The organism is Zhenpiania hominis (assembly GCF_014333425.1).
In the GTDB taxonomy this organism is placed as follows: Bacteria; Bacillota; Clostridia; order Peptostreptococcales; family Anaerovoracaceae; genus Hominibacterium; species Hominibacterium hominis.
In genome coordinates, this window is the sequence record NZ_JACRYT010000005.1 from 1 (window position 1) to 26,999 (window position 26,999).

The window sequence follows — 26,999 nt, forward strand, 5'->3', positions numbered from 1 at the left end:
AAACTGACGAAGCAGAGGATATACATAAAGAACCGAGGAAAGATAGAAGCGAGGGATTTCAAGGACAAAGACAGAGGAAAAGGCAGCTATGGTGAATATGCAGAACGGATCATAGAGGAGGCCTGCGAGGGAGCGATTGATTTCAGCATATTTGAGAGGAGAGAGCCTGTTTTCGATGGAAGCAGCGGAACCCAGACACTGATCAGAAGCCTTAGTATGAACAGAGGCATACCGCTAAGCTAGATGATAATCATTTTGGATCTGTCAACCAAAAACTCCACAACAACTTGACACCGCCGATTTTCTTGACAGCCTTGACCTAAAAATGAGAGCAAAAATGGTAGGTATGATTACAATCCTGCAAGAAAAGGGAAATATGCTTAGAGAACCATATAGTAAATATTTAGGGAATGGAATTTTTGAGTTGCGGGGGAAAGTTGGAAGTAATAATACAAGAGTTTTATACTTTTTTTACCACAATGGCAAAATAATTTTAACAAACGGATTTGTGAAAAAGACACAGAAGACACCCAGAGCGGAACTCGAAAAAGCAAAGGCTTATAGAAAGAATTATTTGGAAAGGCATGATGAAAATGAGGAAATTTAACGATTATTTGGGAGAGCAGATGAGGAATGAGGCATTCAGAAAAGAATATGAGGAAAATCAGCCGGAACTGGATATTATAAGGGCAATAGTGGAAGCGCGGGCATCCCAGCATTTAACCCAAAAACAGTTGGCAGAACGTACAGGGATTAACCAGGCAGATATCAGTAAGCTAGAAAATGGAACAAGAAACCCGACTATTAATTTGCTGAAGCGTCTGGCAGACGGAATGGATATGACACTTAAAATTGAATTTATTCCGAAAAAGAGGTTGTAAGGCTGCAAGGCTTTACAAATTGTTTACCAAACAAGAGAGTTTGTCATAGGTGAGAGCGGTGCAATAGACTGGTGGATGATTACGGTTTTACTACGATTGAGGAAGCCAAAATCAGAAGTGTAACCAAAGAAATCAGTGATGATACGAAGGGTCTGAAAGCATAAAATTATAGGAGACTAAAGGGCTCCGCATTCCTGTTTATCAGATGCGGAGCCCTGTTTTGCGATTTCCCTCATTACTCTCTTTTAATTAAATCTTATTCCTATAAATTTCATTACTTTCAAAAGTCATCCCCACACAAATCCGGACTTAGTGACCGAATTCGTCCAGATCGCTGTACAACTCTTTTTTCGTGCCCAGCAGTCCGACGATCGCGCCGACAATTCTGCCGCCAATGAAAGCGACAACAATGGTAATTACCATGCAAATAATCTGAACACCGGCGTTTCCTGTAATGATGATCGCGGAAAGTCCGCCAAGAAGTCCCGGCATACCGTGCAGATTATGAACGCCGCAGGTATCGGCGCCGCGAATCAGTTTTTCAATACGAGGCGCGATGATGCTGTAGCCGACAGTACTGAGAACGCCTGCCGCCAGGCCGATCAGCATGGCAAGTCCCGGGTTTGCGATGTCGCAGGTGGAACCGATGGCTACGCCGCCGGCAAGAGAGGCGTTGGCGATGTCTTCGATATCAACTTTGCCGCGGATCAGCTTTGAGAATATGTATGTGGCGATCGTAGCGCCGGCAAGGGCAAATACCGTGTTAATGGCAGTAAGAACCACCCGTTCCGGGTTTGCCACCGCGCTTGTAAAGGATGGCCAGAATACCCACAGCAGCAGGCTCCCCAAAAGGGAGAACTGGTTGCTGGTGCTGTCGGATTCACAGGATGGCCCGTTTTCGAATTTTTTGGCAGTTGTGGCTACAAGGCCCAGACCAAAGTAGGCACCAAAGGCATGGATAGCAACACTTCCGCCGGTATCCTGAAATCCATTGAAATAACCGCTTTCAAGCAGCAGCCATTCGTTGAACAGATAAACCGGGACGAACAAAACGCCCAGCAGCAGATACTGATCCATGGTCAAGCGTCCAAGGGGAGCGCCGATTGCGATCAGAAGACTTGCAGCGGCGAACTCTGCCCACATAAACGCGTCGATGCTGAGGGCAGAACCTTCTCCCATAAAGCTTTTAATCAGCATATAAACCGGAATCGCGATACTAACCGCAAGCAGTGTCGCTGTGATGGAACTATAGCCGTGTCCGCGCACAACAACCATCAGAAATCCGAAACCTAAGAGCAGCATGGCCAGAATATGAATCGAGCGATTATAACAGAGTGTGTCAAAAATCGTCCGTGCTTCATAAGCCAGTGACTGTGTGTCGATGCTTTGACCGGTCAGCTCTTTCATGCCTTCTGCGATATTCTCGTTGACAGCAGGCAGAAAAGCGATTGCGACTGCAATAAAGAAAAGAAATGCGACAATCAGAAACGTAGCGTTCCTGGAATTGCCTTGAGGTTTTGTTGACATAATTTTTTCAGCTCCTTGTTAAATAAACTTACCCCTGATAAAAGTTTAACACTGGAATGAAAAACTGTAAATATATAGTAAAATAGTTCGGCGAGTGTGATTTTTTTGAATAATGAAACGAATTGGGGCTTTATTTTGCAAAATAGCATAATAATTTTAAAATATGGTAAAATAGAAAATAAATAATGGAAATAGTGAATTTAATTTTCAAAAAATGAGATATATAAAATTAAAATGATATAATATGATATTTTATTGTATATTTTGCCCAAATATAGTACTATAAGGATACTTATTAATAAAAGAGTGGTGAGTATAGTGCAGTACATTTCTTTAAAAAAAATATATTATTCGAAACGCGCAGAATATGAGAATGAATATCATAAGAGAATGAATGATATGGCATGTGTTTCACTTGGATTAAATGGTGGGCAAGGCGAGATGTTTTTTGTGTACACTCCAGAAATGGTATCCCTTTTATCAAAAGTCCTTACCGTCAACTCCAAGATAGAAGTGCTATATAAATCACTTCCCAGGGCTGCTCGCGACTGTTATTCAAGAAACTGCCTTATCGATGAAATCATGATGACAAACGACATCGAGGGGGTAAGGAGTACAAGAAAAGAAATTCTTGATGTAATTGAAGCACCGGACGACAAAAAGAATAAACATAGTAGATTTGAAGGGCTTATTCAAAAATATTTAAGGCTGTTAGAGTCGGACGCAGGCGACATCCCTTTAAATTCTTGTAAGGATATAAGAAACCTTTATGATGAAATTGTTTTGCCGGAAATAGATGATTGTAATAAACCAGATGGAGAGATTTTTAGGAAAGGCAGTGCATGTGTGATTTCCGCAACGCAACAAGAGAAACATAAAGGCGTCGTCCCAGAAGCTAAAATTGTGGAATATATGTCAAAAGCAATCGAAATTCTAAATAGTGAACAACTCCCATTGCTGGTACGAATTGCGGTTGTGCATTATCTGATTGGTTATATTCATCCATTTTATGATGGAAACGGTAGATTAAGCCGATTCATAAGCAGTTATATGTTACAAAAGGATTTAAATCCATTGATTGCTTTGAGGTTGGCTTATGCTATAAAAAATGATAAATCACAATACTATAAAGCGTTTGACCTTTGTAATGATGTGAAAAACAGAGGGGATGTAACCCCATTTATTCTAATGTTTTTAGAGATGCTAGAGCATGCGGCTGCCAGCATCTTTACTCGCCTTGACGAAGGAATGGAGGTATTATATTACTATAACGGATTGGTTGGAAAGATAAAAAATGCAGATGAGCGTAATGTAATCTTTTTCTTAATACAGAATAAGCTTTTTGCAAGTGAAAGGTTTGACATACAAAATATAGCCAATCTTTTGGACTGCAGTTATGGAAAGGCAAAAAAAATATTAGAAGGTCTGATTAAGGAGGGTGTGCCAATAAAACGGAAGAAACCATCAAGGAAATACTTATTTAGCGTAGACTTAAATGATATTTCTGATTATCTTGAAAAATATCAAGATTAGTTCCCCCCATTAGGGGACTTTTTATCGCACAGGTGTGCAATAAGTGTGCAATAATACCCGAAAATGTGCAAATTGAGGGTAAAATAATGAGAAATAACCGGAATCGTCCGGTCGCTAAAAACCCCTGAAAATCAACCATTCCAGCTGATTCTCAGGGGTTTGTTCTTTCTTATACGTTAAACAGGAAATGCATCACATCCCCGTCCTGCACCACATAATCCTTTCCTTCCGAGCGCACCAGTCCTTTTTCCTTGGCTGTCGCCAGATTTCCGCCGCACTCGATGAGTTTGTCGTAGGCGATGGTTTCCGCGCGGATAAAGCCGCGTTCAAAATCCGTATGGATTTTTCCTGCAGCGCCCGGCGCTTTCGTGCCGCGCTTGATGGTCCAAGCCCGTACTTCCGGTTCACCCGCGGTCAAGAAAGAAATCAGATCCAGCAGATGGTAAGATGCTTTCACCAGCTTGTCCAGTCCGGATTCCTCGATACCCAGTTCTTCTAGGAACATGGCTTTTTCCTCATCATCCAGTTCGGACATTTCCGCCTCGATTTTCGCGCAGATAACCACTACATCCGAGCCTTCTGTGGCCGCGAATTCGCGGACAGCTTTCACGTATTCATTTTCCTCGCCGGCGCCGGCTTCTTCTTCAGAGACATTCGCCGCGTAGATAACCGGCTTGTAAGAAAGGAGATCAAGGCCTTTAACAAAGTCCGCTTCATCGTCGGTCAGATCCATCGCGCGGGCGGATTTACCACTTTCAAGAAATGCGGTAATCCGTTTCAGCAGATCCAGCTCTTTCTGCAGGCTCTTATCCCCTTTAAGATTCTTGGTGGTTTTCTGAATACGGCGCTCCAGAACTTCCAGGTCAGAGAGAATCAGTTCCATATTGATGGTTTCGATATCTGAGAGAGGGTCAATTTTTCCGTCTACATGCACCACATTCGGATCTTCAAAACAGCGGACCACATGGACGATAGCAGCGACCTCACGGATATGGCCGAGGAATTTATTTCCCAGGCCTTCCCCCTTGGAGGCGCCTTTTACAAGTCCCGCAATATCATAAAACTCAATGGTGGTATAGATTGTTTTCTTGGAATTATACATCTCATGCAGGACTTTCAAACGTTCGTCAGGAACGGTTACAACGCCCACATTGGGTTCGATGGTGCAAAAAGGGTAATTAGCAGCCTCGGCACCAGCCTTTGTAATCGCATTAAACAACGTACTTTTTCCTACATTTGGTAAACCTACAATACCTAACTTCATTTCAAAACTCCTTTTTTCTTCCAATATTTATATAAAATCACGTAAGCAATTGTAAAGACAATGATAACCGAAAGGCTTAGCACCTGTGCCTGTTTGAAGGGCCCAATCATCAGAGAATCCGTGCGCAGAGCTTCTACAAAAAAGCGTTCTACAGAATAAAGGATTCCATAGAGCAGGAAAATCTGCCCTTCGAAACGACGGTGATTGTCCATATAAATTAAGAACAGGAATAACAGGAAACACCAGATAGACTCATATAAAAATGTCGGATGATAGGTCTGGCCGTTTACCATGACCGCCCATGGAAGATCCGTCGGACCGCCGTGGGCTTCGGAATTAAAGTAATTGCCCCAGCGCCCGATTGCCTGTGCCAGCGCGACGCCCGGCACCGCGAGATCCATTACATTCAGGGGACGGATTTTCCAGACCGCGCACAAAATGACGGCCGCGGCGATGCCGAAAATGAGCCCGCCGTGAATGGCGAGCCCTCCAAGCCTGAGGTTGATTATTTTCAAAAAGTCGCCTTCGTACATGGACCAGTTGAATACGACATAATAAAGGCGCGCCCCAATGATGCCGACCGGGATACAGATCAGAATAAAATCTAAAACCCGATCCGGTTCCAGCCCGTGGCGGGGAGCCCTTTTATAAGTGAGAAGCGTCGCAAGCACCATTCCCAGCGCAATGAGAACTCCGTACCAGCGAACCTCAATGCCGAAAACAGTAAATGCGACTGGATTTGGTATTGGCATAAATTTTCCTAATTTAACCTTTCTTTTTTAGTTGAGTCATAATCGATTATGCGTCCGGAAGTTCCCTCGCCAGGATCATAAGAGCGCTGCCGCCGATTATGTATACATCGTAAAGTTTTTCTTCCTCCGAATTTCCAGCCTTATCCTGTGAAGCCGCGTCATCTTGAACCTGGGCAATAAATTTGTTCAGATCCATGACCTGAGGCCCTTTTTTTTTGTTTTTTATATAGGTAACACGGGCTTCTGAATCCAGCGGGACTGTTTCCGATAGATTTTTATCTGCGACATAATAACCTTCGTCCGTAATCGAACTTTCTACAATTACCATACTGTTTACCGTCAGATCATAATCTCCGTTTCCGGCCTCATCAATGGAGATCGTGCCGAGAACCTTTTCTCCGCCGTCTTTCAGAATTTGATCCGCATATTCTCCTGACAGATATTTTACTGTAATCTCAGGTTCCGCTAATTCGTCCATAAGTTCTTCGTCTCCGGAGTTTTGTCCGCAGCTGGAAAGCGTGAGGGAACAAAAAAGCAAAACAAGAACCATCAGCAGCGTGAACTGTCTTTTTTTCATCATTTCTTACGCCTATCCTCCAATCATAAAAACCGCCGCAAAAATATCTATCCACATTATACTATCTTGTCTACATTATAACAAGCAAATTCCGGAACGCCGGACGAATTTTACTGTAAAAAGCAAACTAGTTCTGTTACAATAGAATCATGGAATATGAGAACATACGAGAAGGAAGGTTTATCGAGCGGATAAACCGTTTTGTGGCGAGGGTGGAAGTCTGCGGGACGGAAGTCCGCGCTCATGTGAAAAATACAGGACGATGCCGGGAACTTCTGGTGCCGGGAGCGACTGTTTATCTGGAAGATTTCGCGGGCAGGATGGGAAGCCGCAAGTTGCGGTATTCTTTGATTGGGGTCAGGAAAGGAACGCTACTTATTAATATGGACTCTCAGGCGCCCAATCAGGCGGTGAAGGAAGCCTTTGAAGACGGCGCGCTGCTTTTACCGGACTTCGGACAAGCTGTTAAAATTCAGCCGGAGAAAACATACGGCGAATCCCGCCTGGACTTTTATATCGAAAATCAGAATGGAGAGAAAGGGTTTGTAGAAGTTAAGGGCGTTACGCTGGAAGCCGGCGGAATCGCCGCCTTTCCTGACGCGCCGACGGAGAGAGGGATCAAGCATATTCAGGAACTGGCGCGGGCGAAAGAGGAAGGGTATTATGTCTGCGCGCTGTTTGTTATCCAGATGAAGGGCGTCCGGTGCTTTTATCCCAACGACCGGACACATCCACAGTTTGGGGACGCGCTGCGGGAAGCGGAAAAGAAAGGCGTAAGGATTTTAGCCTGTGACTGCCAGGTTACGGAAACAAGCATGAAGCTGGACAGCTGGATCCCGGTGGATCTGTGTCCGCAGTCAAAATTTATACCAGACGAGAATAAGGGGGCATAAGATGGCGGGAAAGAATCCGTTGGTTTCACCGATTTTAAAATGGGTAGGGGGCAAGAGACAGCTTTTAGACAGCATTGTGCCGCTGATCCCGGAATATTCGACTTACTACGAGCCCTTTGTAGGGGGCGGCGCGGTTCTGTTCGGAACGCAGCCGAAAAAGGCGGTTATTAATGACTCCAATGAAGAACTGATGAATGTGTACCGGGTCATCAAGGAAGATCCGGAAGAGCTGATTGCCAAGCTGAAGGAGCATCAGGAAAAGAACTGTGAACCTTACTTTTATGAGGTTCGTTCCCTGGATCGGGACAAGGACGCGTACCGATCTCTGACAAGAGTGGAGAAGGCGGCGCGGATTATTTATCTCAACAAAACCTGCTACAACGGATTGTTTCGGGTAAACAGTTCCGGTGAATTCAATTCCCCATGGGGAAGGTATAAAAAGCCGAATATTGTAAATGAGGAAACGATTCACGCTCTCTGCCAGTATCTGAACAAAGGGAAAATCACCATTTTGTGCGGGGATTACCGGGAGGCGCTGAAGGGAATCCGCAAAGGGGCCTTTGTCTATTTTGATCCGCCTTACATGCCCATCAGCGCGTCGGCCTCTTTTACCGGGTACACGGCCGCGGGGTTCGGTCCGCAGGAGCAGAAAGCGCTGAAAGAACAGTGTGATCGGCTGACGAAACGGGGAATTAAATTTCTCTTGTCCAACTCGGCGTGTCCGTTCATCGAGGATCTGTACCGCGATTATAAAATCGAATATGTTTCCGCCAAACGGGCGATTAACGCCAACCCGGAAAAGAGGGGCGCCATTGAGGAGGTGCTTGTGAGAAATTATGAGCCTGATCGATGAAAAATGGGAGATCCTCTTTGAAAAATACCATATCCGGGAGGAAATCCGCAGAAACGGACGTTTTTTGATTACCGCCGATCAGATCCGCCAGGTTAAGGAGCCCCGTCTGATGACCAAATTTGATACGCGGGAGTCCCGCCCGGAGGTCTTTGGCAGCCGGATCGGGATTCTTCCGGTGACCAGGGGCAGCTATGTGCTGGGCGAATTTGATTTGTATCAGGATTTTCCGGAAACCATAGGCGGCGTCAAACTGGCGGCCGCTAAAATACCGGATTACTTTGAGACTATCGACGTCCGGGACATCCGTTCGGAAGCGGCGGCGATTCATGTAATGGGGATTGCGGGTATCCTGGATGATTTTCTGGGAGAAGAACGGATGGCCCAGACCGTATCCGGCCGTATGGGATCGGGAAGCTTTGAATTTCAAGTGAAGGGAAACGGGGACAGATGCGCGAATACCATCCAGGTGCGCAATTCCCAGGTGGAGATTGACGGCGGATTTGAAGGTAAAACATCCTTTGCGCTGATCGAGGGAAAGAACGTAGTGCATAGTAATTTTCTGATTCGGCAGCTTTATTACCCCTATCGGTTGTGGCAGGAACGGATTCGTAAAAACGTACGCCCGGTGTTTATGGTTTATTCCAACAGCATTTTTCGTCTGTTGGAATATGCCTTTTCAGACATTTGCGATTACAACTCGATCCAGCTGGTGCGGGAAAAGCGTTACAGTCTGGAGGATGTTGAAATTTCCAGAGAAGATCTGCTGCGGGTTTTCCGGCAGACAAGGCCCCAGCCGGAGCCGAAGGTGACCTTCATTCAGGCGGACAGTTTCCCTAAGGTCATTTCCCTGGTGGAACATCTGAAGGAAAAAGCGATGACTACAGGGGAAATTGCCGAGTTGTTTGGATTCCGTCCGCGCCAGTCGGACTACTATTATAATGCTTGCAGGTATCTGGGGCTGGCGGAGAAAAAGAAGGGGGAAGCAGGGGTTAAAGTGCATATTACGCCTGCGGGGAAACGGCTTCTGCAGATGAAATATAAAGAGCGCCAGCTGGAATATGCGCGTCTGATTTTAAAGCATCCCATTTTTCATGAGCTTTTTGAAGTTGTACTGCGAACCGGGGAATTTCCGGAAAAACCGTACATTAAAGAACGGATGCGGGCGCTGGCGCTTTGCAGTGAAAATCTGATTGACCGGAGATCCAGCTCTGTGAGGGGATGGCTTCTCTGGATTCGTGATCTGATTTCTGTATAATTTTCAGGGAGGTGGAGCATTTGGAACAGATATCCTTGTTTGAACGTGAAGTCCCCCAGCCGCTGGCGGCGAGGCTGCGGCCGCAGACTCTGGAAGAATACGCCGGGCAGTCTCATCTTCTGGGACCCGGAAAGGTTCTGCGAAAGCTAATTGAAAACGATCAGATTTCTTCCATGATTTTCTGGGGACCGCCCGGAGTGGGAAAGACGACGCTGGCCCGGATCATCGCTAACCGGACGAAAGCGTCGTTTATTGATTTTTCCGCGGTTACAAGCGGAATTAAAGAGATCCGCGCGGTCATGCAGAAGGCGGAGGAAAACCGCAGATACGGGGAAAAAACCATTGTCTTTGTCGACGAGATTCACCGTTTTAATAAAGCTCAGCAGGACGCGTTCCTTCCCTTTGTGGAAAAAGGGAGCATTATCCTGATCGGCGCCACAACGGAAAATCCGTCTTTTGAAATCAACGGCGCGCTTTTGTCCCGCTGCAAAGTTTTCGTTCTGCAGGCGCTGAAAACAGAAGAACTGACAGGACTTCTTGCCCGCGCCCTGAAAGATGAACGGGGATTCGGCGGTCAGAACATCCAAATGGAAGAATCTTTGCTGGAGCGAATCGCCCGGTTCGCGGACGGAGACGCCCGTATGGCCCTCTCCACTCTGGAGATGGCAGTCCTCAACGGAGATGCAAAAGAAGACGGGAGTATCATTGTTACAGATGAGACGCTGGAACAGTGTACGTCCAAGAAATCTCTGCTTTATGATAAAAACGGGGAGGAGCATTACAACCTGATTTCCGCCCTTCATAAATCTATGCGTAATTCTGACCCGGACGCCGCGGTCTACTGGCTGGCCCGGATGCTGGAGGCCGGAGAAGATCCTCTGTATATCGCCCGGCGGGTTACCCGGTTTGCCAGCGAAGATGTGGGGCTTGCCGATCCCCGGGCCCTGGAGCTTTCCATTGCCGCGTATCAGGCCTGCCACTTTATTGGTATGCCCGAGTGCAGCGTTCATTTGACGGAAGCGGTGGTCTACCTTTCCCTGGCGCCTAAATCCAATGCTCTTTATATGGCCTATGAACACGCGAAGAAAGACGCGCTGAATGATCTGGCTGAGCCGGTGCCCCTTGTAATCCGCAACGCGCCCACCCGGCTGATGAAGGAACTGGATTACGGGAAGGGCTATCAGTACGCCCATGATACGGAAGAAAAGCTGACTGATATGCAGTGCCTGCCGGATTCTTTGAAGGAGAGGGAATATTACCGTCCCACAAAACAGGGACTGGAGGCCAAGCTGCGGGAACGGCTTATGCGGATTAAGGAGTGGAAGAAAGGTTAATTGGGGATAAATGCATAAATAATCAAAAAAGTGAATATAAAGTAGATGGAACGTTTGTGATTCCGGCAGGAATTTGTCCAATTTTGAAAATATCGTCTGTTTGGACACGTTTTTTTGAAAAAATAACGGTTCGCAGGAGGATTCTTTCCTCTGCCAGCCCAAAACCGTTGAAAATTAGAAAAGAAAAAATGAGTGATAAATATACAGGACAAAAAAACGTGTCCAAAATAGAAATCTTCTGCGGATTGGACATTTTTTGAAAGATTTGATGGAAATCCGCAGGTTGGAATTGGCAAGAGTTCTTCCCGCTTTTTGAACACCTCTTAACCATTGCTCCCCCATGATATACGACGATTCATTTTATAAAGAAGAGAGAGCAATAATGCCGCAGCATTACCAACTCTCTCTTAAAGTGGCTAATTTTTCTGTTGTCCGCCAACAGCTGACACATTCGTTACCGAGCACCTTTATTGGCATCTCAATTAACCTCTTTACATTTTAAACAAACGAATAAAAAATTTTTTCAAAAAAATTTTCGCCTTTTTTGAACCGATCATACATCTTTCTTCGTCTTATGTTTATAGAAGGCTATGTTAATCTGGAGCATTTGCAAAGGCAGGAAGAGGTGCGAGACATACTGACAGCTTTAATGGAGCTGTATGAAAAATATCGGACCGTATTAACATGGTATCTCATTTATGAAAAAACAATTCCGGAAATCGCCGCGGAATTCCAGATGCGTTATGATACCGTTCAGACCCGGTATCGACGTGGAATTTGAGAGAAAGATGCTGTCAAAAGGCAGAGAAAAGGGGGGAAGATGGAGAACAAAAACATACATAACCAGTTCAAAAAGGTGATGCAGGAGGCATGGGAACATGTAGATTTAGACAAAGAAACGGTGGAGCAGTTTGCGATCCCGGAGCCGGATCTGTCTTTTTTAGAAGACCTGGAATCGAAAAACAAAAAAGCAAAGCAACATCATCGTCTTGCGAAGATCGCCGTGTTTCTCATTGCGGTATTCCTGACAAGCAGCGCGCTCAGCCTCTTTATGAATTCCCAGGCTTCTTATGGCGTAAAAAGCCTGATTCAAAATGTCAAACATTTCTTTTCCGAAAACGAACCTGTCGTGGACGAAAACGGCGTGCAGTCACTGGTTCTGACAGACTGGGAGGACCTTTCCGATGGAAAAGAGATCGCAGGGACACTGTACGTGCCTTCGTATATCCCGGAGGGATATGAATTTCAGGAAGTTTCCTTTGACAGGATGGAAACTGCAGCAGGAACAAGCTACCATTTTTTAAAAGGAAAGAAGGATCTGTATGTAGATATCGAGGTTCTCTTCGATGATATGGACGTCTATGTAAAGGGGGACTTATTTCAGTCGCCATTTTCGGAAAAGGAAATGTATTATGCGAAATACGATGGTGGGAGCGCTGTGACCTATGCTGCAGGAGATCATAATTTTTCGGTAGTGGGAGATTTGTCAAAAGAAGAAGGGGCGAGAGTAATTGAAGGCATCGTCGAACGAGAATAACAAGAACCATGGATAGTGTAAAATCCAGTAGGGAGAGAGTGAAACATGAATATTTTAAACATCTCAAAAAAAATACCGAATTCTCCATTACGAATTATTCTTTTTTTAATCATGGTAGCGGGTGGAAGTATAGGTTTTCGACTTCTTATGGAACATGGTTTGCTTGTCACAATCTGGGGTAAAGCATTATTTCTTATAATTCTGTTGATGATATTCTTAATTTTATTTGCAGTAGAACGTAAATATTTATTAAGAAAAACAGCGATGACCCCAGAGCAAATATGCCTTTTGAGGTTTTCTTATAATCCGTTGCCTTGGCTCCAAAAAATTTGAACCGAAAAGCCGGATAGGATCGTCTTAATATTATAGAGGGGGAAGTTTAAGAAAGGAGTGGTGCAGAAAAAAGATGAACGCAATGGGAATCGTACTTAAGTGTATTGTGTTTTGAGCTTGCTAAAAGGCAAGCAAATTTATAAAACAGCTTCCGGCTGCAAGGGAATTTATCTGATGTTTGGGTATCGGATCCTGTCTGCGCCGGGGAGCATGTGTTTCTTTGAATTTAAGTGATGTGTGTGATAGAAATAAAGAGGGCGTCGTGCAAACGATTGTCCTCTTTTTTCCGTAACAGTCGGAGAACCATTTCAATAGGAAAAAGGGAGCGTTCTTTTGTCTTTTGTGATAAAGCAGAATCTTAAAAAAAAACCGGTTGCCTGATCCATCCGTAAGAGTATACAATAATAATGTAGGCTTATACGGGAAAAGGAGATTTTTACATGCTTCAGATCAGGCAGATTTGTAAAGAATACCGGACAGGAGACTTAGTACAGAAAGCGCTGGATCATGTAGACCTGAACCTGCGTGACAATGAATTTGTCGCCATTTTAGGTCCCAGCGGTTCCGGGAAAACGACGCTTTTAAATATTATCGGAGGCCTTGACCGCTATGACAGCGGCGACCTGATTATCAATGGAATTTCTACAAAAAAATATAAGGACAGGGACTGGGATTCCTATCGGAATCATACCATCGGGTTTGTGTTTCAGAGTTACAACCTGATTCCTCACCAGACGGTTCTGGCAAATGTGGAACTGGCTCTTACGATTTCGGGAATCGGGAAAACCGAGCGGCGGCAGAGGGCCAGAAAAGCCCTTGAGGAAGTGGGACTGGGGGATCAGCTTCACAAAAAGCCCAGTCAAATGTCAGGAGGCCAGATGCAGCGGGTGGCCATCGCCAGGGCACTGGTCAACGATCCGGATATCCTGTTGGCGGATGAGCCGACGGGAGCGCTGGACAGCAGTACCAGCGTGCAGGTTATGGATCTGCTGCGGGAGGTGGCAAAAGACCGTCTGGTAGTGATGGTAACCCATAACCCGGAGCTGGCGCAGCAATACGCGACCCGTATTGTTAATCTGCGGGACGGGCAAATCCAGTCGGATTCGGATCCCTTTACTATCGAGGATTCGGATGACCAGATTCCGGAACATAAAAACATGGGGAAAGCGTCCATGTCCTTTTTTACGGCGCTGTCTTTGAGTTTTAACAACCTGCGGACCAAGAAAGCCAGGACAATTCTGACCGCTTTTGCCGGTTCTATCGGCATTATCGGAATTTCTCTTATCTTATCCCTCTCTACAGGAGTCAACGACTATATTAAAAATGTGGAAGAAGAAACTCTTTCCCAGTACCCTTTGCAGATTCAGAGTACCGGTTTTGATCTTACCTCCATGATGACCGCGGGCGCGGCAACAGGAGCTGGAGGCGGCGGACAGGAAAAACAAGCCGATCAGGTCAACGTCATACAGATGGTGACCGATATGTTCTCCCAAATGAACTCCAACGATTTGGAATCTCTGAAGTCCTATCTGGACAGCGGACAGAGCAAAATCGAAAACTATACCAATGCCATTGAGTATTCTTATGATGTCACTCCGCAGATCTACAGTGAAAAAGATGACGGCAGCGTCCGGCAGGTGAATCCGGATAAATCCTTTGAGTCCCTGGGATTCGGATCCTCGGAAAGCTCCAGTAGTATGATGTCCACTATGATGGGAACGGACGTTTTTTATGAAATGCCGAAAGCTTCCGGTCTTTATGAAAGCCAGTACGATGTAAAGGCGGGGCGCTGGCCGCAGAATTATAATGAATGCGTGCTTGTGCTTACTGCCAACGGAAGCATCAGTGATTTCCTTTTGTATACGCTGGGACTGCGGGATTCCGTGGAACTGGAGAAAATGATCCAGCAGTTTATCGATGAAGAAGAAATTGACACCCCGGGGGATATGGGGTCTTACTCCTATGATGATATTCTGGGAATCACCTTCAAGCTGGTGCACAGTAAAGATTATTACCAGTACGACGGACAATACGGGATCTGGCGGGATAAATCGGATAATGAAGCTTATATAAAAAATCTGGTCAAAGAAGGTGAAGACCTGAAAATTGTAGGCATCGTACAACCTTCCGAGGACGCCAACGGTACTCTTCTGAGTACGGGGATCGCCTATCCGGCATCCCTCACAGAACATATAATCGAGGTGGCCGCGGACAGTAAAATTGTAAAGGCGCAGCTGGCGGATCGGAATACCAACGTTTTCACCGGAAAAGCCTTTGGCAAGGATGACAATGAAAATGATTTTGATATGCAGTCGCTGTTTGCGGTAGATGAAAAAGCATTGCAGGAGGCGTTTTCTTTTGATGAGAACGCGCTGAAAAAGGGACTCGACGGAGCTTCTGGAGGATTTGATCCGGAGGAACTGAGCAAATCTCTGGATCTGTCAGAACTGATGGATATGGATGAACTTTCAAAGTCTCTTTCTAAAATAGAGGCGCCGGACATGAGCGAACTGTCAGAAACGATTCAAATTGACGGAGCCGATAAAGCGGTGCAGGATATGGTCTCCAGCCTGTTAGAAGGCTATCAGCAGTATCTGGCGGGAAACTCCCAGAACGACTATTCTCAACTGGGAGAATCATTTCAGGAGTATCTGCGAACCGAAGACGCGCAGAAGATTCTAAACCAATGGGCAGAGGATGTATTTAAGAATAACCCGGATGGGGAAGCGACACAGGAACAGCTTGACCAGCTTTCGGAAAAACTGATGGAAGGTTATCAGGCATATGCCGGAGAACATGCCAAGCCGGATCCCGGACAGATGGAAAGTTCCTTCCTTGCTTACCTGCAGACCGAAGACGCGCAGAAGCGAATTACTCAGGGAATTTCCGATATGGTGGATGATGAGGAATTGCAGACACAGATTTCCGGAGCGGTTACAACGTATATGGAGCAAATGATGTCCTCCTATTCCGGAACAGTACAGAAGGCGTTGGAAAAGCAGATAACTTCCGCTATGAAAAAGCTTGTAAATCAGATCAGCGGCCAGATGGAAAACTCTATGCGGACTATGGCCACACAGCTTGGGCAAAATATCCAGGAAGCGATAAAAGTGGATCCGCAGGCCTTTGTCAATGCCTTCAGCATGAACATGAATGCTGAGGAATTGGAGGAACTTTTCGCTTCTATGAATTCCGCGCAGAGCGCAAGCTATGAAAACAACCTGAAGACCCTGGGGTACGCGGATTTTGGCACGCCGAGTGGCATTGACATTTATCCGATTGACTTTGAAAGCAAAGAGCAGGTTGTAAAGATTTTAGATGATTATAATGAGCGGATGGAAGACGCGGGAAAAGAGGAACAGGTTATCACCTATACGGATGTGGTAGGAGCGCTGATGTCTTCGGTTACGGATATTATCGATACCATCAGCTATGTGCTGATTGCGTTTGTCGCGATTTCTCTGATTGTTTCATCGATTATGATTGGGGTCATCACCTATATCAGCGTTCTGGAACGGAAGAAAGAAATTGGTATTCTCCGGGCTATCGGAGCGTCCAAAGGAAATATCTCACAGGTGTTTAACGCGGAGACCTTTATTATCGGACTGACGGCAGGTCTGATTGGTATCGGACTTACTTTGTTGATTCTGATTCCTGGTAATATGGTGATTCATCATATTGCGGATAGTAATGAGATCAACGCGGTTCTGCCCGCCGGAGCGGCAGGGATTCTGATTCTTCTCAGCGTACTGCTGACTTTGATTGGCGGTCTGATTCCATCAAGAAAAGCGGCTAAAAGCGATCCGGTGGCGGCGCTGCGGACAGAATAAGCAGGTAAAAAAGATGTTAAAATCAAAGCAGGAAATGCGTAAGAACGTAAAAAAAGAGGCAGCGCAATTAACAGAAGCTTACTGTAAAGACGCGGATGAGATGATTTTTAGAAATATCCGGGCACTGCCGGAATATCAGAGGGCGGACACGGTGTTCTGCTACGTGGGAACGAAAACCGAAATCAATACGATGCCGATTTTAAAAGACATTTTAGAAAATGGAAAGATTTTAGGTGTTCCTAAATGCGTGGCCAAAGGGATTATGGAAGTGTTCCGGGTTGAAAGCCTGGAGCAGTTAAAAGAAGGCGCGTATGGAATTCTGGAGCCGAAAGAAGAATGCGGCCGGATTTTGCCCGAACAGATCGATCTGGCACTGGTTCCATGTCTGTGTTGTACGAAAGATGGGAAACGGCTGGGATACGGAGGCGGTTACTACGACCGGTACTTGGAAAAAAAGGAATTTACAAAAGTGGTTTTGTGTAGAGAAAAGTTGATGAAAGAGTTCATCCCCATTGATCACCATGATGTAGAAATGGATCTGGTCATTTCGGAAAGGGGAGTATGTGAAAAATAAGATCCGGAATGAAAGCGCAAAGATGCCGGACTGCCGCATTTGGCGGCAGCCTGGTATTCTCTGCTCTTTTCTATCTTCTGTGTCTGGGCTCCGGTCTCGGCGGCGTACATTCATTTCCGCATCCGCAACCGCAGTCCGCAGGACCGTTTCCTCCGGAAGCCGGATTCCCGCCGCTTCCATTTCGGGGTTCACAGCACGGGTCGCATGGATCGCAGGAATCCGGACAGTTTTCCGCGGTATCTGCTTCGCCAATCCGGTTCGGGAACAGAGCCGGGAAGGTTGTGCAGATGGGGTTGGACTGAGTCGGAATTTCCGCGAAGCCTGTAGAAAGCGCGCAGAGCTGTACAGGAACAACGACTTTCTTTTCCGCGCTTACGCACAGGGCGATGATCAGGTTTCCGCAGACTTCTCCGTCCGGACCGACGCTGAGATCTCTGCCGCAGTTATTTGTCGCGAGGCGGGCCTCACAGGCGACATTGGTAAACTCCGTGAATCTCGGCAGGAACGCGGTGTCGATTGCGCTCGGCATGCAGATTTCAAAGAAGTTGGTGAGAACCAGAGGATGAGAAGACGTCGCCACATTTACCTCAGCGCATACGGTACATACACTTTCATTATTGCATCTGTCACACAGCAGCAGGTCGATGTAGACCAGAACATTTCCGGTAATACTTACATTCTGGGTGCCGAAGATGGGGGTCCCCATACATTTATCATCACATTCTTTGGTATCCGCGTAAAGAATTTTTTCGGAAAGGGTTCCGTCCGGACCTACAACTTCCAGTGGATTTCCCTGGCCGTTCTGCAGGAAGGTCGCTCCGGAAATGCTGGTATTCACATCCAGATTCAAATTTCTGGGATCATCTACATTGCATGGATTAAAGAACCTCTTACAGCGAATATCTACAACCCGGCTGATGGTGCTCCCGCAGGGAATATTAGGCGAGAACATCTGTCCCTGCACCGTTTTCATTCCCTGAAGGTTAAACAGCACAGCATCATAGACGCTCTGCACATAAATCGGCGTACTTACAACATCTTCAAGCTTACCGCTGAATTTGCAAAGATTGCCGGCGTTGCAGCAATTCTCATAGAGGTCCGGCGCCGGTCGATTGCCAAAACAACTCATATCGTGTTACCTCCTTAAATATACCGCAGATTGTGCTGCGGCGCATATCGCAATTTTTATTGCAATTAACGATTCTTGGATAGTATATGAAACTTGTGAAATTTGTGTTACAACAGGGAAAAGTTGTGGTATAATAAAACACTATTATCGTAAGAACCGCGCGGATTTGACCGTGGCGGGAAGGGAAAGGAGATTAGCGATGGCAGGAAATCTTACACAAAATAAACAGATGCGATTTGAAAATCCGGCCGGCAGTCGGCAGATCAGCGAGCGGGCCTATAATCTGATTATCGGAGGAACGCTGCTGTATGGATTTGCGGTAAATGCTTTTATGATACAAGTGTTCGAAGGCGCGTTTGACAACATGAACCAATGGGGACTGCTCATTGGATATATTGTCTGCATTATCATAGGGGCAGTCCTTACGAGGAGCCAGAGCGGATTTATAAGCTTCGTGGGCTATAACTTTATTGTTGTGCCGCTTGGGGTCATGCTGACGATACTGCTGCCTTATTACGGATCGGAACGGGTCTTTGACGCGGTAGTGATTACCGGTATTATTACATTACTTATGATGATCGCCGCGGGGGCGTTTCCTCATATCTTTCTTAAGATGGGAAGGGCATTGTTCTTTACCCTCATTGCGGTTTTTGTTGTGGAGTTGTTTTGCGTTTTTGTAATGGGCCGGGATTTCGCGGTTATTGATTATGTGGTGGTGCTGCTGTTTTCCGGCTACATCGGCTACGATTGGGCCAGGGCGAACGTTTATCCGCGTACAGTAAATAATGCGATTGACAGCGCTGTAGATTTGTATATGGATATTATTAATATCTTTATCCGGATTCTGTCGATTCTCAATCGGCAGTAAAAGGCAGCGGCGGCTTGTATAGGAAAGGATGACACAAAGAGGCCTTTGTGTTACAATACCGGTTAGAGATTGGAGAAAAAGGACGCAGTCAGAATGAACAAAAAAGAAACATCCAAAACAGAAGAACGCCTTCCGGATGAAGTGTTCCGGGAGGACTCGCGAAAAGAGGAAGAGGAGAGACAAGGCGTGGCGAAAAGGGCCAGCCTTGCTGTTTTTATACTGGTGGTACTGCTCTTCGCGGCAGTCATGTTTATAACATATTTTTTTGAATTTAAGTTTGGGAAGACTGCGGGAACCATCGCTCTGATTGCAGTCGCTCTTCTGATCGCGGGATACCTTTATAAAAACGAGCTGATGGAAAAAATAAAGAGAAAAAAATAGGGTGGAAAAAATGATTCAAACAAAGAAACTGAGCTGCGGAACAACCGTAGTGATGGAGCAGATTCCATATGTAAAGTCCGTGGCATTGGGGATATGGGCAAGAGCCGGCGCGGTGGATGAACCTGCGCGAATCGCGGGGGTATCCCATTACATTGAACATATGATGTTTAAGGGTACGGAAAAGAGAACCGCAAAGCAGATCGCTTCGGATGTCGATCGGATCGGCGGGCAGTTTAACGCCTTTACCGGAAAAGAAGCGACTTGTTACTATATGAAAACGCTTTCCGACAACCTGGAGCAGGCCGCGGAAATCCTTTTGGACATGATTCTCAATTCCAGGATGGATGAAGAGGAGATGGCAAAGGAAAAGAGTGTCATCCGTGAGGAAATCAAGATGATTCAGGATACGCCGGATGATGATGTTCACGATACAGTCTGCGAGTTGGTTTTTCAGGGACACCCTCTCGGAAACTCGATTATCGGAACGCCGGAAACGCTGGAGCGGATTGATCGGGATGTGCTGACCGGTTATCTGCGCAGAGAATATACCAGAGACAGCCTTGTGATCGCCATTGCCGGAAACTTTGATGAGGATAAAATCCTGTCCATGTTTGAAGATAAACTGGTAAAACTCCTGCCGTCCAAAGCGGAAAAACAGGCGGTCCCTGTGCGGTATCAGCCGCGCTATAAAGTGAAGAGCCGGGATATTGAACAGAGCCATATCAGCCTTGCGGTGCCGGGAGTCTCCCTGGAGGACAGCCGGTATTACGCTATGGGGCTTCTCAGCAATATTATGGGAGGAAGCATGAGCTCCCGCCTCTTCCAGAATATCCGGGAAGAAAAGGGGCTGGCTTACTCCGTCTATTCGGCGGCGAGTTCCTTCAGCGGCGCAGGCTATTTTGAGATTTACGCGGGAGTTGCTCACGATAAGATTGCCGAAGCCATCGGGGGAATCCGGGAAGAACTGGAGATTCTGAAAAGGGACGGCGTTACGAAAGAAGAACTGGATAAGGCGAAAGAGCAGATGAAAAGCGCCTATATCTTCGGGCAGGAAAATGTAACCGGAAGAATGTTTTCCATTGGAAAGAACATGGCCGTATGCCGCAGAGTGCATACGCCGGAGGAAGTGGTGGATGGCTTTAACCGGGTGACCATGGAAGATATGAGGGGAGTGGCGGATCTGGTCTGTGATCTGAATCAGTACTGTGGCGCCGCGGTAACGAATGGAACATTTGATATGAAACAGGCAATGGAGGGATAAGCGTTGATGGAGATTAAAATACGAAGTGAAAGAGGCCGGATGCCGTCTTATGAGACGGAAGGTTCAGCGGGAATGGATCTGCAGGCAAGTCTCGACGCGCCGGTTGTGATAAATCCGGGAGAACGGACCTTGATTCCGACGGGGCTCTTTATTGAACTTCCACCGGGATATGAGGCGCAGATCCGGGCAAGGAGCGGGCTTGCCATAAAAAAGGGAATCGGCCTTGTCAACGGTGTAGGGACCATTGACAGCGACTATCGGGGAGAGATCAAAGTGGCTCTTATCAACTGGGGACAGGAGACTTTTACCGTACAGGACGGCGATCGGATCGCGCAGATGGTTATCGCAAAGTACGAAAGAATTACCTGGCAGCCTGTCGCGAGACTGCAGCAGACGGAACGCGGTGACGGCGGGTTCGGGCATACAGGCATATAGAAAAGCGATTGACGCAAACAGAAACCAAAATAAAATCTGTCGCATATATTACTTTGAGGTGGTATACGATGACAGATTTTTTATTGTTGGAAAAAATAAGCCAGCTGAACAGTAAAAATCCAAAACCCAGGCTGCTTCACCAGAAAGGCATCGCCGCAGGCGGCGTATTTTCCCCATATATGCCTCTTTCTGATTACACCAGCGCAGACTTCCTGCAAGATCCACAGCGAGAAGTACCTGTTATAGCAAGGTTTTCACGACTTATGGGAGAAAAAGGAAGCGGAGATTCTCTTCGAGATACGAGAGGGTTTGCTGTACGGTTCCAAACCGGGCAGGGAAGCTACGATCTGCTGTGCCACAATCTTCCCTGTTATTATATTCGCAGTCCGGCACAGTTTCCCGATATGGTGCGGTCCCTTACAGGAATAAACAGAACCCCTGGGGAGGACAGCGGCTTCTGGAAATTTTTATCTCAAAACCCTGAAGCGGTCAATTTGGCCATGTGGCTTTTTTCAGATAAAGGAACACTGAAATCATACCGGTTTATGGAAGGCTACAGTGTAAATACTTATCAATGGATTAACAGCCGCGGGGAGACTTTATATGTCCGCTACAAGTGGAGCCCTTTAAGTGAAAGTGGGAATGGCGATGAAAAACGAAAGGGAATTTCATATCAGGAGGCAGAATTTCTGGCGGGTTTCTCACCGGACTGCTGTATTTCCGATCTGGCTCTGGCAGTGGAGGAAAAGCGGTTTCCCGCGTACGAATTGGAGGTTCAGATGATGGACCGGCAGCAGGCGGAAAACTGTGGATTTGACTTCCTGTCTGTTACCTTGTATTGGCCGGAAGAAATTTGCCCCAGCAGGAAGATCGGAAAGATGGTTCTCAACTCTATTCTTTCCGCGGAGGAATGTGAAAAACTATGTTTTGCGCCAGGGAATCTGGTTCCGGGGATTGAATTTGGAAATCGTGAATTTCTGGAAATTATGGATTTCGCCCACAGAGACGGAGGCAGGCAGAGAGGTGCGTCAAAATGATGGAAGAAAAACAGGCAGCCCGCAGATACCAGAGCATGACACAGGAAGAAAAAGAGGTTCTTGCAGAGAATATTTCCGAAAGACTCATTTTCGAGCCACGGGAAATTCAGCAGGCTGTGTTAAGTCTCATGGGGGAGGTTGATCCGGAGCTTGTAAAAAAACTGGAAAAAAGATTTTATTTTTAATTTGCTTTGATATACCGGGGGTGTTATGATAAGAGTCGTAAGGAATCTAATACAAAAGAGAAATGAGGGATGATGCATGATCGGTGTCAAGAAAAAGGAAGATGAATTTTTTCAGCTGCTAATTGAGTTCGCGGAAAAAATCGTCAGAGTTGGAGAAGCATTTATAGAACTGGTTTTGGATTATCAGAATGTAGCAGACAAAGTGGCAGGCATTAAAGTACTGGAAACAGAATGCGACATGCAGGCGCATAAAATCCTGACCGCTCTGAATGCTTCTTTTATTACGCCTTTTGACAGGGAAGATATTTATGATATAACAAAGGAGATGGACGACATTGTTGATTCTTTGGAAGAGGTCGCCAACCGTTTTATCGTATTTGATGTGAAACAGCTGAAACCGGAATGTCTGAAAATGGCAGAATACATAATGCAGGCGATCCGGGAGCTGGAAGTTCTTTTCCGGCACCTGTCGGAAGTAAAGAAAAATACCATCGTCCATGAACAGATTGTGGAAGTAAACCGCATTGAAAACGAGGGAGATCTCCTGTACAGAAAAGCCCTTACGGATCTTTTCCGTGACGAAAAAGATCCCATTGAGCTGATTAAGTGGAAGCATCTGTATGAACAGCTGGAAACCAGTCTCGATTCCTGTGAGAACGTGGCCAACATTGTCGAAGGAGTGGTAATGAAATATGCTTAGCGGAATCTTAGGCAGTGTTGTAATCGTTGCGCTGGCTTTTGAGTTTATCAATGGATTCCACGATACAGCAAACGCGATCGCGACTTCCGTATATACCAGAGCGCTTACTCCGAAAAAAGCGATCCTTTTAGCAGCCGCCATGAATCTGGTGGGAGCCATGGTCAGCGAAAAGGTAGCGATGACAATTTCCAGCGGACTGGTCGATGTGGCACTGGAACAGTATGTGATTTTAGGCGCTCTGTTTGGCGCGATTTTATGGAATCTGTTTACCTGGTGGAAGGGAATTCCCAGCAGTTCTTCCCATGCGTTGATTGGAAGCCTGATCGGCGCGACCATTGTGTTTACGATGGGAACGGAACATATTCTATGGGACGGAGTGATCCGTAAAGTAATTATTCCGCTGTTCACATCGCCGTTTATCGGGTTGTTTATCGGATTCGGATTTATGAAGCTGATTTTTTATCTTTTTTCAGGATGGTCCCAGTCAAAAGCGAATAAAGTCTTTTCAAAGCTGCAGATTTTTTCGGCGGCTCTGGTAGCTTATTCTCATGGAAATAATGACGCGCAGAAGACAATGGGGATTATTACACTGGCGCTGATTACCGGAGGAGTACTCGATCCCGGTTCGGGCGTTCCTCTCTGGGTAAAAGCCGCCTGCGCCTGTATGATGGCACTGGGGACCTCCCTTGGAGGATGGAAGATCATGAAAACCATGGGAGGGGGAGTGACGAAACTCCAGCCTGCCAGCGGATTCGCGGCTCAAACGGCATCCGCTGTGGTAATTGAGAGCATGTCCTTTCTGGGAGCGCCGATCAGTACGACACAGGTTATCACGACATCCGTAATGGGTGTGGGAAGCGCGCGGAGGATTAGCGCGGTAAAATGGGGAATCGCCCAGAATATTATTATCGCATGGGTTGTAACGCTGCCGATTACCATGATTCTGGGAGGTTTATCCGTATTTGTGATTCAGTTTTTTGTATAGGTGAACGATGATAACGAGAGAAGATCTTGAAAAAAGAGAATATGAGATCCTTTCGCCGTACGCGGCGAAAGTGGCGGAGTCCAGGGGAAGAAAAGTGCCGGAGGAAAAGTGCGCCATCCGAACGGACTACCAGAGAGATCGAGATCGGATTATCCATTCCAAGTCTTTCCGGCGGCTGATGCATAAAACACAGGTTTTTCTGGCGCCGGAAGGCGATCACTTCCGAACCCGCCTGACTCATACTATTGAAGTTTCTCAGATTGCCAGAACGATCGCGCGGAGTCTGGGGCTCAACGAAGATCTGACGGAAGCCATTTCTCTGGGTCACGATTTAGGCCATACGCCATTCGGACATAATGGGGAAAAAGTTCTTAATGATCTGTATAAAGGCGGATTCCGCCACAATGTCCAGAGCCTTCGGGTCGTGGATGTGCTGGAGAGCAACGGGGTGCGCCGGGGGATGAACCTGACGGAGGAAGTCCGGGACGGAATTCTAAATCATACGGGAAAAACACTTCCCTTGACACTGGAAGGACAGATCGTGAAGATCAGCGACCGGGTCGCATATATCAACCACGATATTGACGACGCGCTGCGGAGCGGTGTGATTACAGAATCTGATTTGCCCAAAGCCTGCATTGAGGTTCTGGGGAAAACGCATCGCGGCCGTATTAATACGTTGGTCACCGATCTGATTGAAAATAGCTTTGAGAAAGACCGGATTTCCATGAGCCGGACCTGCATGACGCACATGGAGCTGTTGCGGGATTTTATGTTTGAAAATGTCTACCACAATCGAAAGGTAAAAAAGGATGAGGAACTGGAAAAGATAAACCATATTCTGAAATCTCTGTATCAGTATTATATTGAAAATCCGGATCAGCTCCCTGAAGATTTGCGCCAGATGGTTCCGGAGTTCGGTCTTGAGGAAATGGTCAAGGATCATATTGCCGGTATGACCGATCGGTACGCGGTGAACCTTTATACCGAGCTGTTTGTCCCCAAGAGATGGAAATAACAGAGATAAAATTTATTCAAAAAAATTTTCACGAAAAAAAAGGAATCCGGGCACTTTTGTCGAAAAAGATTATGATACGAATATTTTTTGACAGGGAGAGAACGTGAGCGCAGGAAACAACACAGTTGATGAAATAAAAAGCAGGTGTAATATTGTCGATGTGATCGGTAGGGTTGTTCCGCTGAAACGAGCCGGAAGCAACTATAAAGGCAGATGTCCGTTTCACAATGAAAAGACACCTTCTTTTGTTGTATCTGAAACAAAGCAGATTTTTACCTGCTTCGGCTGCGGCGCCACAGGAGATGTCCTCAGCTTTGTGGAAAAATATTATCAGCTGGATTTTATGCAGGCAGTTGAAAAGCTGGCGGATGAATACGGAATCACCGTGCGGCGGGGGTTCCATAAAAGCGAAAATAAGGAACAAGCCTACCAGATTAACCGTGAGGCCGCGAAATTTTTTTTCCGGGCTTTGAGGGAAAGAGCGAATCCCGGTTACAGCTATATGAAAAAAAGAGGCATTGCGCCGGAAACGCTTAATAAGTTTGGAATCGGCTACGCGGATTCTCAGTGGGACAGCCTTTACCGCCATCTGACCGCGATGGGATTTAAAAAAGAAAAATTGTTGGAATTAGGGTTAATTTCGCAGTCGAAGGGTAAATATTATGATAAGTTCCGCGGCAGAGTCATGTTTCCCATTATGAACACCAGCGGAAAAGTAATCGGATTCGGCGGTCGCGTTGTGGGGGAAGGAGAGCCCAAATATCTGAACTCCCAGGAGTCCAGCGTATTTTTAAAGAAAAACAATCTGTATGGCCTGAATATTACAAGACAGGAAATCGGACGGGAAGATCAGGCGATTTTAGTGGAAGGATATATGGATGTCGTGTCCCTTTACCAGAGCGGAGTACGGAATGTTTCGGCTTCGTTGGGTACGGCCCTTACGGAGAATCAGGCAAAACTCCTCAAGCGATATACGGACAATGTGGTTTTGTCCTATGACGCGGACCAAGCGGGGATCAACGCGGCGCTCCGCGGACTGGATATCCTCCATCGGGAGAATTGCCGGGTAAAGGTACTTCATGTAACGGATGGAAAAGATCCGGATGAATTTGTGAAGAAAAACGGAAAACTGGCTTTTTTGAAACTGATTGACCAGGCGCTTCCCTTTGCGGACTATAAATTGAGTCTTCTGCGAAAATCCTTTGATTTAACGACCACGGAGGGGAGAGTGGATTTTCTCCGGCAGGCCGCGCGGGTGTTATCGGACTTGAGTCCTGTAGAACAGGATATTTACATAAAAAAACTGGCAGAAGAGACAAAAATTTCACAGGGTGCTATAAGACTTGAAATAAATGGCAATACTAGTGAAAAACAGAGCGGCCATCAGCCTGCCGCAGGCCGGACGGAACGGGAAGAATCGGGCGGAGAAGTCAGCATGCTGGAAAAAAATATTATTAAGCTGATTTTGCAGAGCAGCAGCTATTATCCGAAATTTGCGCCTTATGAAAATACCGCGTTTTTTTCGGAGAGCGGCAGACGGATTTACCGTGGAATTCAGGAAATATATATGGAAGAGGAAGAAATTGATATCCGAAAACTGGCGGATTTATTAGAACCGGGAGACGCGGAGATACTGAAAGATATCCGGGATAATGTGCGTCTGGCTCATAAGGAAGAGCGGATTTTTCAGGACTGCGTCCGGGCCATAAAGGAACGGGAGCTGGAGCATAAGGAAAAAGAGCTCATTACAAGGCTTTCCATGGCGGATGAAGAAGAAAACGAGGAAGTAATAAGAGAGTTGACACAGGAGCTTATGAATATCCAGAAGATGAGGAAAACGGTAGGGGGTAGATAGAG

The 26,999-nt window shown here is 46.3% G+C and carries 29 protein-coding genes; 24 read left to right on the forward strand and 5 right to left on the reverse strand.

All coding sequences use genetic code 11. The annotated features are described in order from the left end of the window. The 3 genes from H9L42_RS06525 to H9L42_RS06535 form a co-directional block, all read left to right on the forward strand. A partial coding sequence (locus H9L42_RS06525; protein WP_187302588.1) for a hypothetical protein occupies nt 1-243 on the forward strand: 243 nt, incomplete at its 5' end. 16 nt (nt 244-259) lie between these two features. Then, entirely contained in the window at nt 260-607 is a 348-nt protein-coding gene (locus tag H9L42_RS06530) for a type II toxin-antitoxin system RelE/ParE family toxin (RefSeq protein ID WP_346726295.1), read from the forward strand. A 19-nt stretch (nt 608-626) separates the two neighbouring features. Beyond that, nucleotides 627-881 carry a helix-turn-helix transcriptional regulator gene (locus H9L42_RS06535; RefSeq protein ID WP_346726292.1) on the forward strand — a complete coding sequence of 85 codons (255 nt, stop codon included), beginning with the start codon at nt 627-629 and terminating at the stop codon, nt 879-881. Nucleotides 882-1,190: 309 nt separating this feature from the next. Here the strand turns inward: H9L42_RS06535 and H9L42_RS06540 are convergent, their stop codons facing one another. Next, on the reverse strand, nt 1,191-2,408 hold the full coding sequence (locus H9L42_RS06540) for an ammonium transporter family protein (RefSeq protein ID WP_187302591.1): 1,218 nt from the start codon (nt 2,406-2,408) through the stop codon (nt 1,191-1,193). 390 nt (nt 2,409-2,798) lie between these two features. Between H9L42_RS06540 and H9L42_RS06545 the strand changes: the two genes are divergently transcribed. Next, on the forward strand, nt 2,799-3,941 hold the full coding sequence (locus tag H9L42_RS06545; protein WP_187302592.1) for a Fic family protein: 1,143 nt from the start codon (nt 2,799-2,801) through the stop codon (nt 3,939-3,941). A gap of 169 nt (nt 3,942-4,110) precedes the next feature. Here H9L42_RS06545 and ychF read toward each other — a convergent pair whose 3' ends face one another. The 3 genes from ychF to H9L42_RS06560 are packed head-to-tail and all read right to left on the reverse strand — an operon-like array spanning nt 4,111 to nt 6,537. Next, nucleotides 4,111-5,205 (reverse strand): redox-regulated ATPase YchF, encoded by a 1,095-nt coding sequence (ychF, locus tag H9L42_RS06550; RefSeq protein ID WP_187302593.1) that lies wholly within the window; start codon nt 5,203-5,205, stop codon nt 4,111-4,113. Further along, nucleotides 5,202-5,957 (reverse strand): prolipoprotein diacylglyceryl transferase, encoded by a 756-nt coding sequence (gene lgt, locus H9L42_RS06555; protein ID WP_187302594.1) that lies wholly within the window; start codon nt 5,955-5,957, stop codon nt 5,202-5,204. Before lgt ends, ychF begins: the two co-directional genes overlap by 4 nt. 46 nt (nt 5,958-6,003) lie before the next feature. Further along, on the reverse strand, nt 6,004-6,537 hold the full coding sequence (locus tag H9L42_RS06560) for a hypothetical protein (RefSeq protein WP_187302595.1): 534 nt from the start codon (nt 6,535-6,537) through the stop codon (nt 6,004-6,006). A 146-nt stretch (nt 6,538-6,683) separates the two neighbouring features. Between H9L42_RS06560 and sfsA the strand changes: the two genes are divergently transcribed. From sfsA to H9L42_RS06610, 10 genes are all read left to right on the forward strand, one after another. Then, nucleotides 6,684-7,427, forward strand: coding sequence for a DNA/RNA nuclease SfsA (sfsA, locus tag H9L42_RS06565; RefSeq protein ID WP_187302596.1), 744 nt, complete (start codon nt 6,684-6,686; stop codon nt 7,425-7,427). 1 nt (nt 7,428) lies between these two features. Further along, complete coding sequence (locus tag H9L42_RS06570) at nt 7,429-8,280, forward strand: DNA adenine methylase (protein ID WP_187302597.1); 852 nt, start codon at nt 7,429-7,431, stop codon at nt 8,278-8,280. Then, nucleotides 8,264-9,535, forward strand: coding sequence for a type II restriction enzyme (locus tag H9L42_RS06575; protein ID WP_187302598.1), 1,272 nt, complete (start codon nt 8,264-8,266; stop codon nt 9,533-9,535). The genes H9L42_RS06570 and H9L42_RS06575 overlap by 17 nt, the downstream gene beginning before the upstream one ends. Before the next feature lie 20 nt (nt 9,536-9,555). Beyond that, a complete protein-coding gene (locus H9L42_RS06580) occupies nt 9,556-10,869 on the forward strand; it encodes a replication-associated recombination protein A (RefSeq protein ID WP_187302599.1) in 1,314 nt (437 codons plus the stop codon). Then, the gene (locus H9L42_RS06585) at nt 10,854-11,129 is read left to right on the forward strand and encodes a hypothetical protein (protein ID WP_187302600.1); all 276 of its coding nucleotides are present in this window, start codon (nt 10,854-10,856) and stop codon (nt 11,127-11,129) included. The genes H9L42_RS06580 and H9L42_RS06585 overlap by 16 nt, the downstream gene beginning before the upstream one ends. A gap of 365 nt (nt 11,130-11,494) precedes the next feature. After that, nucleotides 11,495-11,650 carry a sigma factor-like helix-turn-helix DNA-binding protein gene (locus tag H9L42_RS17160; protein ID WP_187302601.1) on the forward strand — a complete coding sequence of 52 codons (156 nt, stop codon included), beginning with the start codon at nt 11,495-11,497 and terminating at the stop codon, nt 11,648-11,650. A gap of 39 nt (nt 11,651-11,689) precedes the next feature. Beyond that, complete coding sequence (locus tag H9L42_RS06595; protein ID WP_187302602.1) at nt 11,690-12,406, forward strand: DUF4367 domain-containing protein; 717 nt, start codon at nt 11,690-11,692, stop codon at nt 12,404-12,406. Between the two features lie 45 nt (nt 12,407-12,451). Next, nucleotides 12,452-12,739 carry a hypothetical protein gene (locus H9L42_RS06600; RefSeq protein ID WP_187302603.1) on the forward strand — a complete coding sequence of 96 codons (288 nt, stop codon included), beginning with the start codon at nt 12,452-12,454 and terminating at the stop codon, nt 12,737-12,739. A gap of 440 nt (nt 12,740-13,179) precedes the next feature. Further along, nucleotides 13,180-16,569, forward strand: coding sequence for an ABC transporter ATP-binding protein/permease (locus tag H9L42_RS06605; protein WP_187302604.1), 3,390 nt, complete (start codon nt 13,180-13,182; stop codon nt 16,567-16,569). A 13-nt stretch (nt 16,570-16,582) separates the two neighbouring features. Next, complete coding sequence (locus H9L42_RS06610) at nt 16,583-17,143, forward strand: 5-formyltetrahydrofolate cyclo-ligase (protein ID WP_187302605.1); 561 nt, start codon at nt 16,583-16,585, stop codon at nt 17,141-17,143. 70 nt (nt 17,144-17,213) lie between these two features. Here the strand turns inward: H9L42_RS06610 and H9L42_RS06615 are convergent, their stop codons facing one another. After that, the gene (locus H9L42_RS06615) at nt 17,214-18,272 is read right to left on the reverse strand and encodes a hypothetical protein (protein ID WP_187302606.1); all 1,059 of its coding nucleotides are present in this window, start codon (nt 18,270-18,272) and stop codon (nt 17,214-17,216) included. 199 nt (nt 18,273-18,471) lie between these two features. On the opposite strand from H9L42_RS06615, the gene H9L42_RS06620 reads away from it, so the two are divergent. The 10 genes from H9L42_RS06620 (at nt 18,472) to dnaG (ending at nt 26,997) form a co-directional block, all read left to right on the forward strand. Beyond that, entirely contained in the window at nt 18,472-19,140 is a 669-nt protein-coding gene (locus H9L42_RS06620) for a Bax inhibitor-1 family protein (RefSeq protein ID WP_187302607.1), read from the forward strand. Between the two features lie 93 nt (nt 19,141-19,233). Further along, on the forward strand, nt 19,234-19,521 hold the full coding sequence (locus tag H9L42_RS06625; RefSeq protein WP_187302608.1) for a DUF1056 family protein: 288 nt from the start codon (nt 19,234-19,236) through the stop codon (nt 19,519-19,521). 10 nt (nt 19,522-19,531) lie between these two features. Next, the gene (locus H9L42_RS06630; RefSeq protein WP_187302609.1) at nt 19,532-20,782 is read left to right on the forward strand and encodes a M16 family metallopeptidase; all 1,251 of its coding nucleotides are present in this window, start codon (nt 19,532-19,534) and stop codon (nt 20,780-20,782) included. Nucleotides 20,783-20,788: 6 nt separating this feature from the next. Then, entirely contained in the window at nt 20,789-21,217 is a 429-nt protein-coding gene (dut, locus tag H9L42_RS06635) for a dUTP diphosphatase (RefSeq protein ID WP_187302610.1), read from the forward strand. A 68-nt stretch (nt 21,218-21,285) separates the two neighbouring features. Then, entirely contained in the window at nt 21,286-22,254 is a 969-nt protein-coding gene (locus H9L42_RS06640) for a catalase (RefSeq protein WP_187302611.1), read from the forward strand. Next, on the forward strand, nt 22,251-22,439 hold the full coding sequence (locus H9L42_RS06645) for a catalase-related domain-containing protein (protein ID WP_187302612.1): 189 nt from the start codon (nt 22,251-22,253) through the stop codon (nt 22,437-22,439). The genes H9L42_RS06640 and H9L42_RS06645 overlap by 4 nt, the downstream gene beginning before the upstream one ends. A gap of 76 nt (nt 22,440-22,515) precedes the next feature. Further along, the gene (locus H9L42_RS06650) at nt 22,516-23,139 is read left to right on the forward strand and encodes a DUF47 domain-containing protein (protein WP_187302613.1); all 624 of its coding nucleotides are present in this window, start codon (nt 22,516-22,518) and stop codon (nt 23,137-23,139) included. Next, the gene (locus H9L42_RS06655) at nt 23,132-24,124 is read left to right on the forward strand and encodes an inorganic phosphate transporter (protein WP_187302614.1); all 993 of its coding nucleotides are present in this window, start codon (nt 23,132-23,134) and stop codon (nt 24,122-24,124) included. The genes H9L42_RS06650 and H9L42_RS06655 overlap by 8 nt, the downstream gene beginning before the upstream one ends. Before the next feature lie 7 nt (nt 24,125-24,131). Then, on the forward strand, nt 24,132-25,142 hold the full coding sequence (locus H9L42_RS06660; protein WP_187302615.1) for a deoxyguanosinetriphosphate triphosphohydrolase: 1,011 nt from the start codon (nt 24,132-24,134) through the stop codon (nt 25,140-25,142). A 103-nt stretch (nt 25,143-25,245) separates the two neighbouring features. Beyond that, complete coding sequence (gene dnaG / locus H9L42_RS06665; RefSeq protein WP_187302616.1) at nt 25,246-26,997, forward strand: DNA primase; 1,752 nt, start codon at nt 25,246-25,248, stop codon at nt 26,995-26,997. Nucleotides 26,998-26,999 lie beyond the last annotated feature (2 nt).

What these genes read in the sequence shown, in the direction of transcription:
- H9L42_RS06535 (WP_346726292.1), top strand. Translation starts at nt 627, where the DNA reads ATGAGGAATGAGGCATTCAGAAAAGAATATGAGGAAAATCAGCCGGAA.
- H9L42_RS06540 (WP_187302591.1), bottom strand. Translation starts at nt 2,408, where the DNA reads ATGTCAACAAAACCTCAAGGCAATTCCAGGAACGCTACGTTTCTGATT.
- H9L42_RS06545 (WP_187302592.1), top strand. Translation starts at nt 2,799, where the DNA reads ATGAATGATATGGCATGTGTTTCACTTGGATTAAATGGTGGGCAAGGC.
- ychF (WP_187302593.1), bottom strand. Translation starts at nt 5,205, where the DNA reads ATGAAGTTAGGTATTGTAGGTTTACCAAATGTAGGAAAAAGTACGTTG.
- lgt (WP_187302594.1), bottom strand. Translation starts at nt 5,957, where the DNA reads ATGCCAATACCAAATCCAGTCGCATTTACTGTTTTCGGCATTGAGGTT.
- H9L42_RS06560 (WP_187302595.1), bottom strand. Translation starts at nt 6,537, where the DNA reads ATGATGAAAAAAAGACAGTTCACGCTGCTGATGGTTCTTGTTTTGCTT.
- sfsA (WP_187302596.1), top strand. Translation starts at nt 6,684, where the DNA reads ATGGAATATGAGAACATACGAGAAGGAAGGTTTATCGAGCGGATAAAC.
- H9L42_RS06570 (WP_187302597.1), top strand. Translation starts at nt 7,429, where the DNA reads ATGGCGGGAAAGAATCCGTTGGTTTCACCGATTTTAAAATGGGTAGGG.
- H9L42_RS06575 (WP_187302598.1), top strand. Translation starts at nt 8,264, where the DNA reads ATGAGCCTGATCGATGAAAAATGGGAGATCCTCTTTGAAAAATACCAT.
- H9L42_RS06595 (WP_187302602.1), top strand. Translation starts at nt 11,690, where the DNA reads ATGGAGAACAAAAACATACATAACCAGTTCAAAAAGGTGATGCAGGAG.
- H9L42_RS06600 (WP_187302603.1), top strand. Translation starts at nt 12,452, where the DNA reads ATGAATATTTTAAACATCTCAAAAAAAATACCGAATTCTCCATTACGA.
- H9L42_RS06605 (WP_187302604.1), top strand. Translation starts at nt 13,180, where the DNA reads ATGCTTCAGATCAGGCAGATTTGTAAAGAATACCGGACAGGAGACTTA.
- H9L42_RS06610 (WP_187302605.1), top strand. Translation starts at nt 16,583, where the DNA reads ATGTTAAAATCAAAGCAGGAAATGCGTAAGAACGTAAAAAAAGAGGCA.
- H9L42_RS06615 (WP_187302606.1), bottom strand. Translation starts at nt 18,272, where the DNA reads ATGAGTTGTTTTGGCAATCGACCGGCGCCGGACCTCTATGAGAATTGC.
- H9L42_RS06620 (WP_187302607.1), top strand. Translation starts at nt 18,472, where the DNA reads ATGGCAGGAAATCTTACACAAAATAAACAGATGCGATTTGAAAATCCG.
- H9L42_RS06625 (WP_187302608.1), top strand. Translation starts at nt 19,234, where the DNA reads ATGAACAAAAAAGAAACATCCAAAACAGAAGAACGCCTTCCGGATGAA.
- H9L42_RS06630 (WP_187302609.1), top strand. Translation starts at nt 19,532, where the DNA reads ATGATTCAAACAAAGAAACTGAGCTGCGGAACAACCGTAGTGATGGAG.
- dut (WP_187302610.1), top strand. Translation starts at nt 20,789, where the DNA reads ATGGAGATTAAAATACGAAGTGAAAGAGGCCGGATGCCGTCTTATGAG.
- H9L42_RS06640 (WP_187302611.1), top strand. Translation starts at nt 21,286, where the DNA reads ATGACAGATTTTTTATTGTTGGAAAAAATAAGCCAGCTGAACAGTAAA.
- H9L42_RS06645 (WP_187302612.1), top strand. Translation starts at nt 22,251, where the DNA reads ATGATGGAAGAAAAACAGGCAGCCCGCAGATACCAGAGCATGACACAG.
- H9L42_RS06650 (WP_187302613.1), top strand. Translation starts at nt 22,516, where the DNA reads ATGATCGGTGTCAAGAAAAAGGAAGATGAATTTTTTCAGCTGCTAATT.
- H9L42_RS06655 (WP_187302614.1), top strand. Translation starts at nt 23,132, where the DNA reads ATGCTTAGCGGAATCTTAGGCAGTGTTGTAATCGTTGCGCTGGCTTTT.
- H9L42_RS06660 (WP_187302615.1), top strand. Translation starts at nt 24,132, where the DNA reads ATGATAACGAGAGAAGATCTTGAAAAAAGAGAATATGAGATCCTTTCG.